The following is an 18,053-nucleotide window of genomic DNA, read 5'->3' on the forward strand; positions in this document are numbered from 1 at the left end:
CAACACACTATGAAAAAACTATGCGTACTATTGGCTGTTTTACTATCGTTTTCATGTAAAGAGCAAGAAAAAAAAGTTGCTAAGGAAACCGCACAAGCCATAGAGCCTGTTTCTAATAGTATGATGGAAACAGCAGTAATTTACGAAGCAAATATTAGGCAGTACTCCCCCGAAGGTACTTTTGATGCTTTCACAAAAGATATCCCTCAACTTAAAGAGTTAGGAGTAAAGGTAATATGGCTTATGCCAATTTTTCCAATTTCAGAAACTAACAGAAAAGCCAAAGGCGATTTAATGGTAGAAGATATAGAAGATCCGGAAGAAAGAAAAAAATACCTTGGCAGTTATTATGCTGTATCAGATTTTACTAAAATAAACCCCGAATTTGGCACAATAGAAGATTTTAGAGAGCTTATTAAAACCGCTCACGAAAATGGCATATATGTAATCTTAGATTGGGTGCCAAACCATACTGGATGGGACCACAAATGGATAACTACCAATCCGGAATTTTATACTAAAAACGAAGAAGGAGAAATTATACACCCGGAAGGAACGGATTGGACAGACGTAGCCGATTTAAATTACGATAATAAAGAGCTTAGAAAGGCTATGATTGCAGATATGATGTACTGGATTACAGAAGAAAATGTAGATGGTTTTAGATGTGATGTGGCAGGTTCAGTACCGTTAGATTTCTGGGAAGAAGCAATTCCGCAACTACGCGAAAAAAAGTCGTTATTTATGCTAGCAGAAGCATGGGAGCCAGAATTACTAAAAGATAATTTATTTGATATGGCTTATGCTTGGGAAGGACACCATATAATGAACGAAATAGCACAAGGAAAGAAAACAGTAGCTGAGTGGGATACTTATATGCAAAAAATGAGTGAGCAATATGAAGCCGATGATATTTTAATGAATTTTATAACCAACCACGATGAAAATTCATGGAACGGTACAGTTTATGAGCGCATGGGAGAAGCAGCTCAAGCCATGCAAGCCTTAACATATTTAGCTCCAGGAATGCCTTTAATTTATTCCGGACAGGAATATGATATGCAGCACAGGCTTAAATTTTTTGAAAAAGACAGTATTCCAAAAACCAAAGGTAAAATGTGGCCGCTATTAGTTAAACTGGGAGCTTTAAAAAATAACAATCCGGCTTTAAATGGTGGTAAAAATAAGGCTTCTTACAACAGAATTGAAACTAATAACGACGAAGCTATTTTAGCTTTCACAAGAAGTAAAAACAACCATACAGTAATGTATCTTGCCAATTTTTCTAAAGATACTGTGTTAGTAAAAGTAAATACCTCGGGAGTTTTTACAGACTACTTATCGGATGAAAAAATAGAATTAAATCCTGATTTTCAAATAAAACTTTCACCGTGGGACTATAAAATCTTAATAAAACAATAAACACAAAAAAAGGCTTCAAGTTCACGCTTGAAGCCTTTTTTAAGTTATGGTATATGCTACATTATTCAGACTTCACTTTGCCGTAAACCATGCTGGCTAATATACCCATCACTAAAAAGTAAATAATATAAATTACTGCATTTAAAAGAGTACCGGTTAAGGTTAAAATATTTGCTGTAGCAAAATCTATTAAACCTTCTCCTACACCAGACAGAAGACCGAGCCAAAGACCAAATTGAGCACCTTGTGAAGCACTGTGCATTCCTCTGGCCCATTTAGAATAAATAATGCAAAAAATAAAAGCTAAAATTAAGCAGCCCAGTGTTAAGTGAACAAAATCTGGCGTTTCTTTCATTACACCAGAAGCAGAACCCAGATGATCCATCATTAGGGATTCACCTAAAATACCCCAAAGCAAATAACCTCCAAAAAACGCCCATAACCCTGTTACAAGCGTTGCAATAATGTTAGTTTTAGAAAACATTTGTAAAGTTTTAATTGGTTAATAGTTTTACTAATATAATGAAATAGAGCATATTAACATGTATAATATTACAAGCAGAATCAATTTAAATTTAAAATGTAGCCTTAATTAACATTACATAAAACACTATTTTTGAGCCTTAAAAAGTAAAAAGGTTATGAGTAAGTTTAAACTTTACTGCTTGGCTTTTTTATTATTAATTAGTTGCAACAAAATGAAAAATAAAACCATTAGTATTGGTCACCGTGGAGCAAAAGGGCATGTTGCAGAAAACACTATACAATCTATAGAGAAAGCAATAGAACTTGGAGCACAAATGGTAGAATTTGATGTCCATAAATGTAGTAGTGGAGAAATTGTACTTATGCACGACACCACATTAAATAGAACCACTAATGGTAAAGGAAAAATATCTGACTATACGTATAAACAGCTCACTCAATATAAAGTAGCAGGGGAATATGCTATTCCAACCCTCCAAGATGTATTAAACACAGTTAAAAAGAAAGTTGCGTTAAATATTGAGCTAAAAGGAAAAAGTACGGCGAGCAATGTTTCGTTTATTTTAAACAGATATATACAAAAAACCCCCTATGCTCCCGATGATTTTTTGGTTTCGAGTTTTAATTGGGAAGAGTTAAAGAAATTTAAACTTTTAAGTCCGCAAATACCTGTTGCTGTTTTAACAGAAAGCAATCCGGAAGAAGCTATTTTATTTGCAAAAGAAATTAACGCTGTTGCAATTCATGTAGACTATAATTTACTTTCAGAACCAATATTAAAAAAAATGCACCAGGAAGGATTTAAAGTGCATGTTTTTACAGTAAACAAGCCCAAAGATATTGCAAGATTTAAAGAGTGGGGAGTAGATGGAATAATAACAGACTATCCGGAACGTGTTCATGAAAACTAATGTTTTAATAGTAGGTGGTGGTGCTGCCGGTTTTTTTGCAGCAATCAATATTGCAGAGTTAAATCCAAATCTTACTGTAACCATTGTAGAAAAAAGTAAAAATGTACTACAAAAGGTAAAAGTTTCAGGTGGGGGCAGATGTAACGTTACCCATGCAGAATTCAACCCTAAAGAGCTGGCAAAAAATTATCCGAGAGGAGAAAAAGAACTCATTGGTCCGTTTTATCAGTTTTGTAGCGGAGACACTATGGCTTGGTTTCAAGATAGAGGAGTGCCTTTAAAAATTGAGGAAGATGGGCGAGTTTTTCCTAAGTCAAATAATTCGCAGAGTATTATAGATTGTTTTATTGATTTGGTTAATAAACACAAAATAACATTACTAACTAAAGAAGGTGTAACAGCATTACAGCAAAATCCGGAAGGTATTTGGGAAGTTACAACAACAACTAAAACCATATATGCAGATTCTGTTGTAATTGCAACAGGGAGTAGTGATAAAATCTGGAATATGTTGGCTAAATTAGGTCATACGATAGTAAATCCGGTCCCATCGCTTTTTACATTCAATATAAAAGACAATCGTATAAAAAACTTAGCAGGAATAGCAGTTAATGCAACAGCACAAATAAAACAAAGTAAATTATTTGCCCAAGGAGCAGTTTTAATAACGCACTGGGGGTTAAGTGGTCCGGCAATACTAAAACTATCTGCATGGGGAGCAAGAGAGTTAAATACCAAAAAGTACAACTTTACTTTGGTAGTTAATTGGTTAAACGATACTGGTACGTATGAAGCCGAAGAAATTTTAATTTCATTAAAACAAAAAACACCCGGTAAAACAATTTATGCTAACAATGCTTTTTCAATTCCAAAACGTTTGTGGCAATCTTTAGTTAATGCAGCAGCTATACCGGAAACACTAACATGGGCAGAAATAAGTAAACAACAAATAAGAATCTTAGCCAATCAATTAACTCAATGCGAATTTAACGTTACCGGGAAAAGTACATTTAAAGAAGAGTTTGTAACTGCCGGAGGTGTTAGCTTAAAAGAAGTTGACTTTAAAACATTTAAAAGTAAGCTTTTTGATTCGTTGTACTTTGCCGGAGAAGTGTTAGATATAGATGCAATTACCGGCGGATTTAACTTTCAAAACGCATGGACAGGTGCTTACTTAGCAGCTAAAGCTATTGCTGTTAATTCAGTTTCCAAATCATAAAATTTAAAGCTGTTGCAAATAGCACCCAAGCTAAATAAGGATACAATAAATAAGCAGCAACTTTACTAACCACTTTAAACCATTTAATGGTTAATACAATTAGCAATACGAGAGCTACTATTATAATTAGTGCCCAAAACGGTGCTTTAAAGCCAAAAAACACTATGCTCCACATTGCATTAAAAAGCAACTGAAACCCAAAATGATATAATGCTGTTTTAACCCAAATATGGTAAAACCCTTTACTCCACACCAATCCGGCTGCAACTCCCATTAAAATATAAAGTACTGTCCAAACCGGACCAAAAATCCAATTAGGCGGATTAAAAGAGGGTTTATTTAAAGCAACATACCAATCAGAAACTGAGCTTTGTGTTGCATAGCCAGACATATAGCCAACAGCTAAACAAACTAAAACGGCGATACCTATATGCCTTACTTTTTTGGTCAAGAAAGATTATTTAGGTTTACCACTAAAGTAATAATTTATTTAATTGTAAGGTTTACTGCCTGATATAGAAGTATATTTGCAAAAAAAGTTTTTTATGCAGGAAAACGATTTTTTATTTGATAACATGCCCAAAGTCTTGCCTGAAGGAAAAATTACATGGCAAGCACCCAGTAACATAGCACTGGTAAAATATTGGGGAAAAAAAGAAAATCAAATACCGGCTAACCCATCAGTTAGTTTTACATTAAGCAAGAGTACAACCACTACTACAGTTAATTATAAACCTTTAGAAAAGGCTACAGATAATTTTAGTTTTGATTTATTTTTTGAAGGAGAAGAAAAACCGTCTTTTAGGCCTAAAATAGCGCAGTTTTTCACAAGGATTTCACCCTATATACCTTTTATAAAAAACTACCATTTTACAATTCAAACCTCAAACTCTTTCCCGCATAGCAGTGGCATAGCATCATCTGCAAGTAGTATGAGTGCATTGGCACTGTGTTTAATGAGTATAGAAAAAGAGATAAATCCTGCTATAACCAATAGCTACTTTAATAAAAAAGCATCTTTTTTAGCTCGTTTAGGATCTGGCAGTGCTTGCAGAAGCGTAACAGGGCCACTTGTTGTTTGGGGCAAACACAAAGCTGTAAATAATAGTACAAATTTATATGGAGAGCCTTTGCAAAATAAAATAGATCCTATTTTTAACACTTTTCATGATACTATTTTATTGGTAGATAAAGGACAAAAAAAAGTAAGTAGTAGTGCCGGGCATAATTTAATGCATAACCATCCTTTTGCAGAGCAAAGATTTAACCAAGCACATCATAATTTAAGTAAATTATTAACTGCTTTAGAAGAAGGAGATCTACAAACATTTATTAATGTGGTAGAGTTAGAGGCACTTACCTTACACGCTATGATGATGACATCCTCTCCGTATTACATTTTAATGCATCCTAACACACTAAGTATAATTAATGCAATTTGGCAGTTTAGAGAGGCAACCCAAAGCAATATTTGCTTTACGTTAGATGCCGGAGCAAATGTTCATGTTTTATATCCTGATAATGAAAAAGATAAAATTTACCATTTCATTAAGAATGAATTAGTTGCATATTGTGAAGGGGGGCAATATATTTGCGATAAAATTGGATTGGGAGCAAAAAAATTGTAGTTTTAATAACGTTATTAGTCCCAAAAAAAAATATGAAAGGACCGCTTTTTTATTCAAAAATTCTTCTATTCGGGGAGTACGGTATTATAAAAGACTCTAAAGGGCTTTCTATACCGTATAATTTTTACAATGGAGCGCTTAAAGTAGATAATAATTTATCTGCCAAGGCAAAAGCATCTAATGAGAACTTAAAAAAGTTTGCTGATTATTTAGAAGCACTTACCAATAAACAACCCGATTTAGTTCAGTTTGATTTAAAAAAGCTAAGAGAAGATATTGCGGCCGGGATGTATTTTGATAGCTCTATACCTCAAGGATATGGAGTTGGTAGTAGTGGGGCTTTGGTTGCTGCAGTTTACGATAAGTATGCGTTTAATAAAATAACAGTTTTAGAAAATTTAACCCGTGAAAAACTCCTAAAACTTAAAAACATTTTTGGAGAAATGGAGTCGTTTTTTCACGGAAAATCTTCCGGATTAGACCCGCTAAACAGTTATTTAAGCATACCAATTTTAATTAATTCTAAAGATAATATTGAGCCTACCGGAATTCCGTCTCAAAAGCAAGGCAAAGGAGCAGTGTTTTTATTAGATAGTGGTACTACAGGAGAGACCGCTCCTATGGTTCAGATATTTATGGAAAACATGAAGCACGAAGGCTTCAGACAAATGCTCAAAGATCAATTTATTAAACATACAGATGCTTGTGTCGACGATTTTTTAAAAGGCGATGTAAAATCGTTGTTTTCTAATTTAAGACAACTGTCTAATGTAGTGTTTGATAATTTTAAGCCAATGATTCCGAAGCAGTTTCATGATCTATGGAAAAGAGGCATTGAAACCGGAGAATACTACCTCAAATTATGTGGTTCTGGTGGTGGAGGGTACATTTTAGGATTTACCCAAGATATTGAAAAAACAAAAAAAGCTTTAAAAGGACATAAATTAGAGGTGGTGTACAACTTCTAAAACACCACATGTTTACCCAAAAAAATAAACAACTACTCATTAAGCTATTTAGCTTGTTTTCTGTTGTTAGGGGTTATAATATTTTAATTATAACCTTGGCTCAATATTTAGCTTCAGTTTATATATTGGCACATAACAGACCGTTACGACAAGTGGTGTTAGACCCCAATTTATTTGTGCTGGTAACCGCATCTGCTTTAGCAATTGCTGCAGGCTATATTATTAATAACTTTTACGACTCTGAAAAAGATTTAATAAACAGACCCAGAAAGTCTATGTTAGACCGCATGGTTAGCCAGCGAACAAAATTAAGTGGGTACTTTATTTTAAATATGCTTTCTGTTTTGTTTGCCAGTTACGTATCGTTCAGAGCAGTACTGTTTTTTTCGGCATATATTTTTGGTATTTGGCTTTACTCGCACAAATTAAAAAGGATTGCTTTTGTTGGTAATATAGTATCTGCAATCTTGGCAATTACACCATTTTTCGTGGTGTTTATTTATTACAAGAATTTTGATTTGGTAATTTTTGTACATGCCACCTATCTTTTTCTTTTAATTTTAATAAGAGAATTTGTAAAAGACTTAGAGAACATTAAAGGAGATTTATTGCTAGATTATAAAACCATACCCATACTTTACGGCGAAAAAACATCAAAAAAAATTATCACCTTTTTTGTTTTAATAACCTTGCTACCTATTTTTTTACTTATAAAATACTTTAACGTGGGTTATATGTACTTATATTTTTATGTGAGTACAGTGCTTTTAATTTTATTTTTAGGATTACTCTGGAAATCTACCAGTAAAAAACAATACGTTTGGCTGCATAACATTTTAAAAAGCATTATTGTTTTAGGTGTTTTTAGTATTTTGTTGATAGATATTAATTTGGTTTTAAATAAAGTGTTATGAGTTTAAGTACTCTCACAGTGGGGTTAGCGCAGATGGCACCGGTTTGGCTTAACAAACAAGAGACCCTTCAGAAAATAAAAAAATATATAATAGAAGCCGGGAAGCAAGGGGTAGAGTTGGTTGTGTTTGGAGAAGCTTTATTGCCCGGGTATCCTTTTTGGTTAGCACTTACCGATGGTGCAGCTTGGAATACGCAAGTAAATAAAGAGCTACATGCACATTATGTAATGAATGCTGTTCAGATAGAAAAAGGAGATTTAAACGAGATATGTTTTTTAGCCAAGCAATACAAAATAGCCGTTTATTTAGGAATTATAGAACGCCCTTTAGATAGAGGAGGGCATAGTATTTATGCATCATTAGTTTATATAGATCAATACGGAGAGATTAAATCTGTTCACAGAAAACTGCAACCTACTTATGATGAACGATTAACATGGTCTCCCGGAGACGGCCACGGACTTAAAGTGCATGCATTAAAACAGTTTTCTGTTGGAGGGCTAAACTGTTGGGAAAATTGGATGCCTTTACCCAGAGCAGCCCTATATGCGCAAGGAGAAAATTTACATATAGCAGTGTGGCCCGGAAGTAAACACAATACACAAGATATAACACGTTTTATTGCTAGAGAATCAAGGTCGTATGTGATTTCTGTATCAGGATTAATGAGAAAAGAAGATTTCCCCGAAAACACACCACATTTAGATAAAATTTTGCATAAAGCACCAGATATACTTGCTAATGGAGGAAGCTGTATAGCCGGACCGGATGGCGAGTGGATTATTGAGCCTGTGTGTAATAAAGAAACATTAATTGTAAAAACACTTACATACAGCAGAGTCCTGGAAGAACGTCAGAATTTTGATCCTGTTGGTCATTATTCAAGACCTGACGTTACAAAACTTATAATAAATACAGATAGACAAAGCACGTTACAAATTAACGATAATTAATTACGTACCTTTGCACGAAAATTTAGCATAAAATTTATGAGCAGATCAGATAGAAGCAGAGGAAAATTCTCTGGAAGACAAGGAGGAGGTGCAAAAAAGAGAAGTTTTGCAAGAGGGAACGCTCCAATTAAAAAAAATACCCAAAGAGGAAACAATTCTCAAGAAAGTAAATTAATCAGACTAAACAAATACATTGCTAACTCTGGAATTTGCTCAAGACGTGATGCAGATATTTATATAGCTGCCGGAAGTGTAACGGTTAACGATAAGCCTGTTACAGAAATGGGTTATAAAGTTAAACCAACCGATGTAGTGAAGTTTGACGGTAAAGTGATTACACCCGAGAAAAAAGAATATATTCTTTTAAATAAACCTAAAGGGTTTATTACAACTACAAAAGATGAGAAAGGAAGGCGTACAGTTATGGAACTAGTGTCTAAAGCCTCTAAAACCAGACTTGTACCTGTTGGTAGATTAGACAGAAACACTACCGGATTGCTATTATTTACTAATGATGGTGATTTGGCAAAAAAATTAACACATCCAAAGCATGGAGTTCGTAAAATTTACCATGTTGTATTAGATAAAAATTTAAAATCAGACGATTTTAAGAAAATAGAAGAAGGCTTGATTTTAGAAGACGGGCCAATACATGTTGATGAAATTTCGTATATTGAGAATGCTTCCAAAAAAGAAGTAGGAGTAAAACTACATAGCGGCAGAAACCGAATTGTTAGGCGAATTTTTGAACATTTAGGATATCAAGTTATTAAATTAGATAGAGTAGTTTTTGCCGGACTTACTAAGAAAGACTTACCACGAGGGCATTGGAGATTTTTAACAGAACAAGAGATTATTAACTTAAGAATGCTATAATGAAACTCAAAGAAATCATATTACGAAAACCTCATTTCGTGGTATGGTTTTACGTATTACTTGTTTTGAGTTTCTGTATGCTTGTAAAAGATACCACAGCAGATTTCTCTGTTAGTGATTGGTATTTAGTAATTAGTGTATTTACACTTACTATTCCAATCGGATTTTGGTTACTACTTTGCGGGCTAGGATATTTTATAGTAATAACATTAAAAAAAGAGTTGTCGTTTTTACTAACAGCTATACACTTGTTTTTTACATTGTTAGCTTTACTGGGCATTTATTTCCCAAAACTTTTTGTTATAAATACTTATGATGCACGTAACAAACATGTTTATGAAACTATTCTGGTAGAAGACCAAGTATTGCTTTTATCGTGTTTTGTGTTTTTTGCTGTCCAAATTCTATATTTTGTAAATCTGTTTTTTGCTGCAGTTAACAAAAAAGCTTAGTGCGCAATAGTTTCACTTTTTTTAAAAACAAGCTCATAAATAAACAAACTGTAAACAAGAGTGTATTGTAATGTTACCATCCATAAATTTTCTTCGTATAGTGGGTTGCTGTATGTTATGTAGCTTAAAATTATTAGCAAACTCCATAAATAAGGGTATTTATAATTACAAAAAACACATAGTAGTAAAAGCGTGCTTAAATACCATGGGTGTACAGTTGTAGCAAAAAATAAATACACAGTAATAGCTAAGGTGCTTACTTTAAAAAGTTGCTGTACAGAGAGTACGGGTTTCTTTAATGTAATTGCCAATATTATTAAAAGTGTTATTACAGATAATATAGGTCCGGCAGTTTTAATAATATTATAGCCGGTAATATGCATCCCGATTTCTCTAACTAAATAGTAAATGCTTGCATTAAACTCAAAGTTTATAAACCAAAGAGACAATGTTTGGGCATAATTGTCTAGTAGTTGTAAAGGTGTAAAAAGCATAAACGTACTAATGCTAATTACTATTACCCCTAAGCAATAAATAAATCCCTTTTTTAACCCTAAATAACGCCATATAATTGGTAAGAGAACTAAAGGCAGTAGTTTAACCAAAACAGCCCCGGAAAATGCAACTACAGAAAGGTAATTATTTTTTATTGCTAAATAGTAAATGGCAATGCTTAACAATAATAGCATTAGGGCTTCAAAGTGAAGGTTGCCTGTAATTTCTATAATAATTAAAGGATTTAAAAAATACCAAAATAACGTTTGCTTGGGGAGGTTAAACTTTTCAAGTATTTTTTTCGCATATATTAAAATTCCAATGTCAGCTAAAATTAGCAGTAATCTCATAACAATTACACTTCCTGTAATAGTTTTAAGCCCCATTAAAACGGAGAGTGCAAAATATAGTTGTGCTAAAGGAGGATAGTTTGAATAATGAGATGCGCTGAGCCATCCCATTTTTTCATGAAGCAAGTAAGCATCATTAAAGTTAGCGGTTGTAATTAAAAAATCTGGAGTGTATTGATAAGGATTAATTCCTTGTAAAAGGAGCTTTCCATCCCAAATAAATCTATAAAAATCTTGAGATAAGTTTGGGGTTGCAGCAATAAATACTAACCTAAAAACTATTCCGGCAATTAATAAAAAAGTAAAATTATTACCGGTTATTTTTATGAGCTTAAAAGCAAAGTAAAAAAGTGCAACATAAAGGCTGCAAAGTTTTATAAAATCGGCTCGATCTAAATAATAGGCAAAGCTTACATAAAATACTATACTTAAAAAAACTGTTAAAAGAGGTGTTTTATTTAGCTTTAAATACGTAAGCATTACGCTTTAGCTGTAAGCGATTTCATGAAAACATAACCAAACCCTACAAAAAGCATAAAATGAAAAGGAAATAAACCAAAATCATTTAAAGGTATAGCACTATACATACCAAATAAAAAATAAATAGCTAAAATACCTTCAAGTATAGTGTTTGGTGATAGGTTGTTAGTTATATATTTGTTGCCTTTCCAGGAGTCTTTTAAACTTTGAATGTTAAATTTAGGTGTTCTAACAAATTCGCTTCGTTTACCCATATGCCCTTCAAGTACGGCAACTGTGTTGTGTAATGAGAAACCAAGCGCCACAGAAAAGAAGCTAAAAAACAGCTTAATATAATCTATAAAATTATCGAATCCGCTTCCTTGAATACTTTTATAGGTAAACCAGTAGCAAATAAACAAGATTATGGTACTTACAATAAAGAAGCTTGTAAGCTCAAAAACCCAGTCTAAATGCCCATATGTGTTTTTAATGTACAGCATAGGAATACTTAGTATGGCAACTGTAAAAACACATAAAAACATAGTGCTGTTTAATAAATGCATAACACCATGAAACTTAGTTTTAAACGGAATGTTTTTAGCGGTAATAACACTCCAAACGGTTTTTCTGAAGTTTTCTGCACCTCCTTTGTTCCATCTAAATTGTTGTGAGCGCGCAGCACTAATAACAACAGGAAGCTCGGCAGGAGTTTCTACATCTTCTAAATACTTAAATTTCCAGTTTTTAAGCTGAGCTCGATAGCTTAAATCTAAGTCTTCGGTAAGAGTATCGCCTTCCCAGTTTCCAGCATCTTCTATACATTGTTTTCTCCAAATACCTGCTGTGCCATTAAAATTAATAAAATGCCCTTTAGCATTACGTCCTACTTGCTCTAACGTAAAATGCGCATCTAAGGCAAAGGCTTGTATTTTAGTAAGTAAAGAGTAGTCTCTGTTTAGGTGTCCCCAACGGGTTTGAACTACGCCAATTTGAGGATCTTTAAAATAAGGAACGGTTTTCTTTAACCAATCCGGTTCCGGCAAGAAATCGGCATCAAAAATGGCAATAAACTCGCCTTTGGCAACTTTAAGCCCCTCTTTTAATGCACCTGCTTTAAAGCCAACTCTATTTTCTCTTCTAATGTGCTTTATATCTAACCCTGTTTCTTGCAGCTCTTTAATTAATCGGGCTGTTTCTTTAACAGAGTCGTCTGTAGAATCGTCAAGAACCTGAATTTCTAGTTTGTTTTTTGGGTACTCTAATTTTGAAATATTTTCTAATAGCCTACCAACAACATACTCTTCGTTATAAATAGGCAATTGTACCGTAACGTAAGGAATTTGGGTTGGGTCTAACAAATTAAACTTTGGCGCTTCTTGTTCTTTACGTTTGTAGCTTAAGTAATTAATTAACAGATTAAGCTGAGCCAAACTGTAAAAAAAGATAAGCAACAGCGCGGTGCTGTAAATAGCAATGATGATGTACGAAATAATTAAATTCATTTATTTAAAACTATATTTAAAGATCCAACCTAATATCTTTACGGCTGCAAAGATAGTACCTTTTATGGTTCCTGAAACTTTTGAGACTCCAATTCTTTTTTTGTAACGTACTGGTACTTCGGTATATGCATATTTTTGGCGCAATGCTTTTAGCTGCATCTCTACTGTCCAGCCGTAAGTTTTATCGGTCATATTCAGAGCTAAAAGCTTATTATATTTAATGGCTCTAAACGGACCCAAATCGGTAAATTTAGCATTAAAAATAATACGCATTAAAAAAGTAGCCAACCAATTACCAAAAACCTGTTGCGGAGTCATTGCATTTTTTTCTCTAAGTTGTTTTGTTCTAGCCCCTATAACCAGGTCTATGTCTTGCTCAATAATTGGTGCTACCACTTTTGTTAATTCTTCCGGGTAATCAGAATAATCCCCATCTATAAATACGATTATATCGGGCTTTTTGGATTGCGAGTTTATGTAATTTATTCCTTTAAGGCAAGCATAACCATAACCTCTTTTGTTTTCGGTAAGAACAGTGGCTCCGGCTTTTTGTGCTTCTGCAACTGTTTGATCTGTAGAGTTGTTGTTTACAACAATAATTTCATCTACAATTTCCGGAATTTCTGCAATTACTTTACCTATTGAGTTGGCTTCGTTATAAGCAGGAATAATAACTTTTATTACTGGCATTGGTTGGGTAAGCAATTAGCTTTAGTTTAAAAAAGTATGTTAGGTTTATTGGAGTGTAAAGAAACAACAAATCTGGAGAATAATACAACTACTTAATAAGCATGTTTTTTAAAATTACCAATAATAAAACTTATACAAGCCTCTATTACTTTAATGAGATTGGTAATTATTTTTAAACTAAGTACTTATTTTAAGTTATTTCCTAAAGGATACTTTACTTGTGTAATTCTATCAGTCAACGGTCCGTTTTCTAATTTTAAAACTCCTCTAGGGCAAACAGCACTACAAATACCGCATCCTACACAACTGGCACGAATAATATTTTCGCCTTTTTGGGCATACGCTCTAACATCTATACCCATTTCGCAATAAACAGAGCAATTACCGCAAGAAATACATTGACCGCCATTGGTTGTTATTCTAAATCGTGAAAATAACCGTTGTTGTATTCCCAAAATAGCAGCCATTGGGCAACCAAATCTGCACCAAACTCTACTTCCAAAAATTGGGTAAAACCCAACACCAATTACTCCCGAGAAAGCTGCACCTATTAAAAAACCATATGTTTTTCTGAGTGTAAGTGTATCAATAAAGAAAATTGAACGAGCATCAGAAAAATGACCAATTAATAGTGTGCCTATTACTATTGCAAATATTGATATAGCGGCATACTGTGCATCTTTATTTAACTCTTTACGTTTGTAATAAAAAATAGCTGTAATTAATGCAGTTAAAAAAATTACAACACCCCAAATAAATTGAGATTGTGTTATAATACTTTGTTTTGGGTTTTTGCCTAAAAAAGAGTACACAACGGCAATGGTCATTACAACAGCAAAAACTAATACTAAGTGTATAAGCCATCGCTCTAGTTTCCAGGCGCTAAGTTTTTTACTGGAAAGATGCCTAAATGGGTCTCCTGCAGTTTCTGCCAATCCGCCACAACCGCAAACCCAACTGCAATACCAACGTTTACCATAAAAATAAGTAAGAATAGGTGATATTATAAAAATAGAGGCTATTCCGAAAATTAACATGGCTAAGCCAACGGTACCGCTATTTAAAAAGCCTTTAATATTCCAATCAAAAAAGAAATAATAATTAAGTGGCCACATATTTTTTAAATCGTAATACGGGTAGTTAAGTTTGGCCATAAATTCCGGAATTAAAAAGGCAAAAGCTAACTGAAAAAACATAACCGATATGGTTCTGTTTATTTGATATTTATTATGCCGATATTTTAAAATAAACTTATATCCAAAAAATAAAATAGCTACTGTGTATAATGTGCCATACACAAACCATTGGCTGGCAGGGTTACCACTTAAAATTCTGCTTAAAGGGTCAAATAATGCAATAATACCGGTATGATTACCATTAGCTTGCAAGCCTAAATACTCAGGAAACCAATAAAGTGCTACATAAAAAAGTGTAAGTGCAACAGCAGTAATCCATCCTATAAGCCCTTTAGATGAGATAGACTTAAACCAAACACCATTATTTTTTATTCCTTCTGGTTTGTTTAGGTAAGCATTGTTAGAAAAAATCATGATGCCTAAACCAATACAAAAAATAGATAACCACAAAAAAAAGCTTTTGTTAGGAAACTGCACATTGGTTAAAGACAAGGTTAAAATACCCACGCCCAACATTCCTAAAACAACCGCTAATTTTTGCACTATAGTTAAGGCTTTAGGTGTAGTACTTATAATTATATTTTTAGCCGAATTATTCATAAACAGTTATTTACTTTGAGCAAAGAATGCTGATTTAAAACTTTTTTCGAATGCATTAAAAAACTCAGGGTCAAAATTTGCTTTTTCTAAATTAGATAAAACATACGATACAGATTTTTCTTCACGCAAAACACGATCAAAGAAATCGTGCTTTAATCGTATTCCCATGGCAATAATGCCAAGAAATTTTTGCGAGTGTTTATCAAAAGCAATTCTAATACTTTTTTTACCACTTTTATGTTCCCAATAAAATTGTTCTTCGTAAGGTTTTTTTGTTGCCCAAACCCAACCGTAAGTTTGATATTCTATATCAAAAAATTTAGCCGAATTAAACCAAGGTCCCGGATTGTAAGGAGTTCTGTTTCCACAAATGGTATGCGCAACAGTTTCGCCCATCATTCTACCTGTGTACCAAACGGCTTCAACAGGTTTTCTATACTCTATGGGTTCTCTTTGTTGTGCACAGTCACCAATGGCATAAATGTTCGGGATGTTGGTTTCTAGATACCTATTTACCAAAATACCTTTATCGGTTTCTATAGGCGTTTGTTTTAAAAAGTCAATATTAGGAGACACACCTGCTGTGAGCCCAACAAAATTACATGGTATTTCTTCTCCGGTTTCTTTTATAACTACCGATTTTGCATACCCGGATTCATCAGCTTTAATCTCTTGCAAATTTACCCCCAAGCGCAAATCTATATGATGTTCTAGAATATGCCTGTTTACCATTTCAGATTCTTCTTTGGGGAGCACTCCATTCCAAAAACTACGTTCTCTAACCAAAAACGTAACAGGTATGTTTCTGGTAGAAAGCATCTCTGCAAGCTCAATGCCTATTAAACCACCACCAACTATTACGGCTCTTTTGCATATCTGGTTATTGGGAGCATATTTCTCTAAACTATCTAAATCTTGTTTACTGTATAGACCTTGTACACCTTTTAAATCTTCACCGGGCCACCCAAATTTATTGGGCTTACTTCCGGTTGCTAAAATAAGTTTACTATATGTTAACGTTTGGTTATTATCTAATTTTAAGGTATTCTTTTCAGTGTCTATATGGGTTACAAAGGCTTTTATTAAATTAATATTGTTTTTTTTCCAGAACCAATTTTCGTAGGGTTGCGTGTGTTCAAATTTCATATGTCCCATGTACACATACATTAGGGCAGTTCTCGAAAAAAAATAATCAGTTTCTGCAGAGATAACAGTAATTTTTTTGTTAGATAATTTTCTAATATGTCTGGCTGCAGTAATACCAGATATACCATTACCAATTATTACAACATGCTCCATATAGGCTTAGTTTACTTGAAAAGTTGGTCGGAAAAAAATAAAAAACTTAATCTTAATTTTTAGTTTCACTAAATTTAGAGATATTTTTTAAGATGAAAACATTAAAGCCACTTATTATAGTGCTGCTTTTTACGGCATGCGGATTAGAGTATCCTACCGAGAAAATTAACGGAATTAGTTTTGTGGGAGGTCCTAAACCCATTAACAAAAATCACATAACACCTGTAGAAAAAGTTAATGCTAATTGGGTGGCTATAATGCCATTTGCTTTTATGCAAAAAAAAGATACATCGGCTTTAGTTTTTAATGTAGATAGACAATGGTGGGGAGAACGAAAAGAAGGGGTTAGCAAAACAATAGAACTCTTTAACAATAGAGGGTTTAAAATTATGTTAAAGCCACAAATTTGGATATGGAGAGGTGTGTTTACCGGAACAATATCTATGCCTTCTGATAAAGAATGGATAACATTCAAAAAAAACTACGAGAACTATATTTTAGAGTTTGCTAAACTGGCAGAAGAGCATAAAGTTGCTCTTTTTTGTATTGGTACAGAACTAGAAATTTTTGTAAAAGAACGACCAGAGTTTTGGAATTCATTAATTAATAAAATTAAAAAGGTTTACTCAGGAAAACTTACCTATGCAGAGAACTGGGATTGTTTTAACCAAGTGCCTTTTTTACACAAGTTAGATTATATAGGAATCGATGCCTATTTTCCGCTAAGTAGTAGTAAAACACCAACCAAGCAAGAGCTTATTACTGCTTGGCAGCCCTATAAAAAACTAATAAAAGCGGTTTCAGACAGTTTAAAAAAACCAATTTTATTTACAGAGTATGGTTACAGAAGTGTAGATTATACTGCAAAAAAACCTTGGGATTTTAGCAGAGAAAACAATCAAGTAAACGCTACAGCACAAGTAAATGCGCTTTCTGCTTTGTATGATGTTTTTTGGAGTGAAACATGGTTTGCCGGCGGGTTTTTATGGAAATGGTTTGATGGTTACAGAACCATTAACCCAACAAAAGACAGCCGATTTACTCCACAGAATAAACCGGCTGAAGATCTTATTAAACAAGTTTACAGAAGGTATTAATTACAGTATACCATCTACAATACCATACTCAAGAGATTCTTTGGCATCCATCCAATAATCTCTATCAAAATCTTTCATTACTTTTTCTACTGTTTGACCGCAATTTTCGGCTAAAATTTTAGCACCAAGCTCTTTAGTTTTTAAAATTTCGCGAGCTTGAATTTCTATGTTAGAAGCTTGACCTCTTGCTCCGCCACTAGGCTGATGAATCATTACCTTAGCATGTGGGTAAATAAAACGTCTGCCTTTTTCTCCGGCAGAAAGCAAAATAGAGCCCATAGAAGCTGCAAGCCCTGTACAAATGGTAGATACCGGGCTTTTTAGAGCTTTAATAGTATCGTAAATAGCAAATCCGGAAGTTACATAACCTCCCGGGCTGTTAATTATTAACTGAATTTCTTTGTTTTCTAGTAAATCTAAATACAATAAACGATCTATTACATGCTTGGCAGAATCATCGTCTACCTGCCCCCATAAAAACACTTTTCGTTCGCTAAGTAGCTTATTGTCTATAATATCTTGAGTTTTCTTTGGCTTATAATCCATAGTACACATTAAATATGATTAATCTGAGCTAAAAGTAAGGATTAAAA

18 protein-coding genes are annotated in these 18,053 nt (G+C 33.6%); 10 read left to right on the forward strand and 8 right to left on the reverse strand.

What is annotated here, in order from left to right; all coding sequences use genetic code 11:
- Nucleotides 1-9 precede the first annotated feature (9 nt).
- Nucleotides 10-1,422 carry an alpha-amylase family glycosyl hydrolase gene (locus ACZ5CF_RS04285; RefSeq protein WP_464580606.1) on the forward strand — a complete coding sequence of 471 codons (1,413 nt, stop codon included), beginning with the start codon at nt 10-12 and terminating at the stop codon, nt 1,420-1,422.
- Between the two features lie 61 nt (nt 1,423-1,483).
- Here the strand turns inward: ACZ5CF_RS04285 and ACZ5CF_RS04290 are convergent, their stop codons facing one another.
- Nucleotides 1,484-1,906, reverse strand: a complete 423-nt coding sequence (locus ACZ5CF_RS04290; protein ID WP_464580607.1) for a hypothetical protein — start codon at nt 1,904-1,906, stop codon at nt 1,484-1,486.
- A gap of 214 nt (nt 1,907-2,120) precedes the next feature.
- Here ACZ5CF_RS04290 and ACZ5CF_RS04295 point away from each other — a divergent pair, with 214 nt between their 5' ends.
- Nucleotides 2,121-2,819: a glycerophosphodiester phosphodiesterase gene (locus tag ACZ5CF_RS04295; protein ID WP_464580608.1), complete on the forward strand. Its 699-nt coding sequence runs from the start codon at nt 2,121-2,123 to the stop codon at nt 2,817-2,819.
- A complete protein-coding gene (locus ACZ5CF_RS04300; RefSeq protein WP_464580609.1) occupies nt 2,809-4,038 on the forward strand; it encodes a BaiN/RdsA family NAD(P)/FAD-dependent oxidoreductase in 1,230 nt (409 codons plus the stop codon). Before ACZ5CF_RS04295 ends, ACZ5CF_RS04300 begins: the two co-directional genes overlap by 11 nt.
- On the opposite strand, the gene ACZ5CF_RS04305 is transcribed toward ACZ5CF_RS04300, so the two are convergent.
- Entirely contained in the window at nt 4,016-4,429 is a 414-nt protein-coding gene (locus tag ACZ5CF_RS04305) for a TspO/MBR family protein (protein ID WP_464580830.1), read from the reverse strand. The genes ACZ5CF_RS04300 and ACZ5CF_RS04305 overlap by 23 nt on opposite strands.
- Before the next feature lie 154 nt (nt 4,430-4,583).
- On the opposite strand from ACZ5CF_RS04305, the gene ACZ5CF_RS04310 reads away from it, so the two are divergent.
- Genes ACZ5CF_RS04310 through ACZ5CF_RS04335 form a run of 6 tightly spaced genes read left to right on the forward strand, consistent with a single transcriptional unit; the run spans nt 4,584 to nt 9,829 of the window.
- A complete protein-coding gene (locus ACZ5CF_RS04310; protein WP_464580610.1) occupies nt 4,584-5,666 on the forward strand; it encodes a diphosphomevalonate decarboxylase in 1,083 nt (360 codons plus the stop codon).
- A gap of 32 nt (nt 5,667-5,698) precedes the next feature.
- Nucleotides 5,699-6,634 (forward strand): mevalonate kinase family protein, encoded by a 936-nt coding sequence (locus tag ACZ5CF_RS04315; protein WP_464580611.1) that lies wholly within the window; start codon nt 5,699-5,701, stop codon nt 6,632-6,634.
- An 8-nt stretch (nt 6,635-6,642) separates the two neighbouring features.
- Complete coding sequence (locus ACZ5CF_RS04320) at nt 6,643-7,548, forward strand: geranylgeranylglycerol-phosphate geranylgeranyltransferase (RefSeq protein ID WP_464580612.1); 906 nt, start codon at nt 6,643-6,645, stop codon at nt 7,546-7,548.
- Nucleotides 7,545-8,501, forward strand: coding sequence for a carbon-nitrogen hydrolase family protein (locus ACZ5CF_RS04325; protein ID WP_464580613.1), 957 nt, complete (start codon nt 7,545-7,547; stop codon nt 8,499-8,501). Before ACZ5CF_RS04320 ends, ACZ5CF_RS04325 begins: the two co-directional genes overlap by 4 nt.
- A gap of 36 nt (nt 8,502-8,537) precedes the next feature.
- On the forward strand, nt 8,538-9,377 hold the full coding sequence (locus ACZ5CF_RS04330; RefSeq protein ID WP_464580614.1) for a pseudouridine synthase: 840 nt from the start codon (nt 8,538-8,540) through the stop codon (nt 9,375-9,377).
- The gene (locus ACZ5CF_RS04335) at nt 9,377-9,829 is read left to right on the forward strand and encodes a hypothetical protein (RefSeq protein WP_464580615.1); all 453 of its coding nucleotides are present in this window, start codon (nt 9,377-9,379) and stop codon (nt 9,827-9,829) included. The genes ACZ5CF_RS04330 and ACZ5CF_RS04335 overlap by 1 nt, the downstream gene beginning before the upstream one ends.
- Here ACZ5CF_RS04335 and ACZ5CF_RS04340 read toward each other — a convergent pair.
- The 5 genes from ACZ5CF_RS04340 to ACZ5CF_RS04360 form a co-directional block, all read right to left on the reverse strand.
- On the reverse strand, nt 9,826-11,154 hold the full coding sequence (locus ACZ5CF_RS04340) for a mannosyltransferase (RefSeq protein ID WP_464580616.1): 1,329 nt from the start codon (nt 11,152-11,154) through the stop codon (nt 9,826-9,828). The two genes, ACZ5CF_RS04335 and ACZ5CF_RS04340, sit on opposite strands and share 4 nt — an antisense overlap.
- Entirely contained in the window at nt 11,154-12,638 is a 1,485-nt protein-coding gene (locus tag ACZ5CF_RS04345) for a cellulose synthase family protein (RefSeq protein WP_464580617.1), read from the reverse strand. The genes ACZ5CF_RS04340 and ACZ5CF_RS04345 overlap by 1 nt, the downstream gene beginning before the upstream one ends.
- On the reverse strand, nt 12,639-13,328 hold the full coding sequence (locus ACZ5CF_RS04350) for a glycosyltransferase family 2 protein (protein ID WP_464580618.1): 690 nt from the start codon (nt 13,326-13,328) through the stop codon (nt 12,639-12,641). It lies immediately after the preceding gene.
- A gap of 185 nt (nt 13,329-13,513) precedes the next feature.
- The gene (locus ACZ5CF_RS04355) at nt 13,514-15,064 is read right to left on the reverse strand and encodes a 4Fe-4S binding protein (RefSeq protein ID WP_464580619.1); all 1,551 of its coding nucleotides are present in this window, start codon (nt 15,062-15,064) and stop codon (nt 13,514-13,516) included.
- A 6-nt stretch (nt 15,065-15,070) separates the two neighbouring features.
- Nucleotides 15,071-16,363, reverse strand: a complete 1,293-nt coding sequence (locus ACZ5CF_RS04360; RefSeq protein ID WP_464580620.1) for an NAD(P)/FAD-dependent oxidoreductase — start codon at nt 16,361-16,363, stop codon at nt 15,071-15,073.
- 92 nt (nt 16,364-16,455) lie between these two features.
- On the opposite strand from ACZ5CF_RS04360, the gene ACZ5CF_RS04365 reads away from it, so the two are divergent.
- Entirely contained in the window at nt 16,456-17,460 is a 1,005-nt protein-coding gene (locus ACZ5CF_RS04365; RefSeq protein WP_464580621.1) for a glycoside hydrolase family 113, read from the forward strand.
- On the opposite strand, the gene ACZ5CF_RS04370 is transcribed toward ACZ5CF_RS04365, so the two are convergent.
- Entirely contained in the window at nt 17,461-18,006 is a 546-nt protein-coding gene (locus ACZ5CF_RS04370; RefSeq protein WP_464580622.1) for a ClpP family protease, read from the reverse strand.
- Nucleotides 18,007-18,053: the final 47 nt, after the last annotated feature.

Source organism: Lutaonella thermophila (assembly GCF_055387725.1).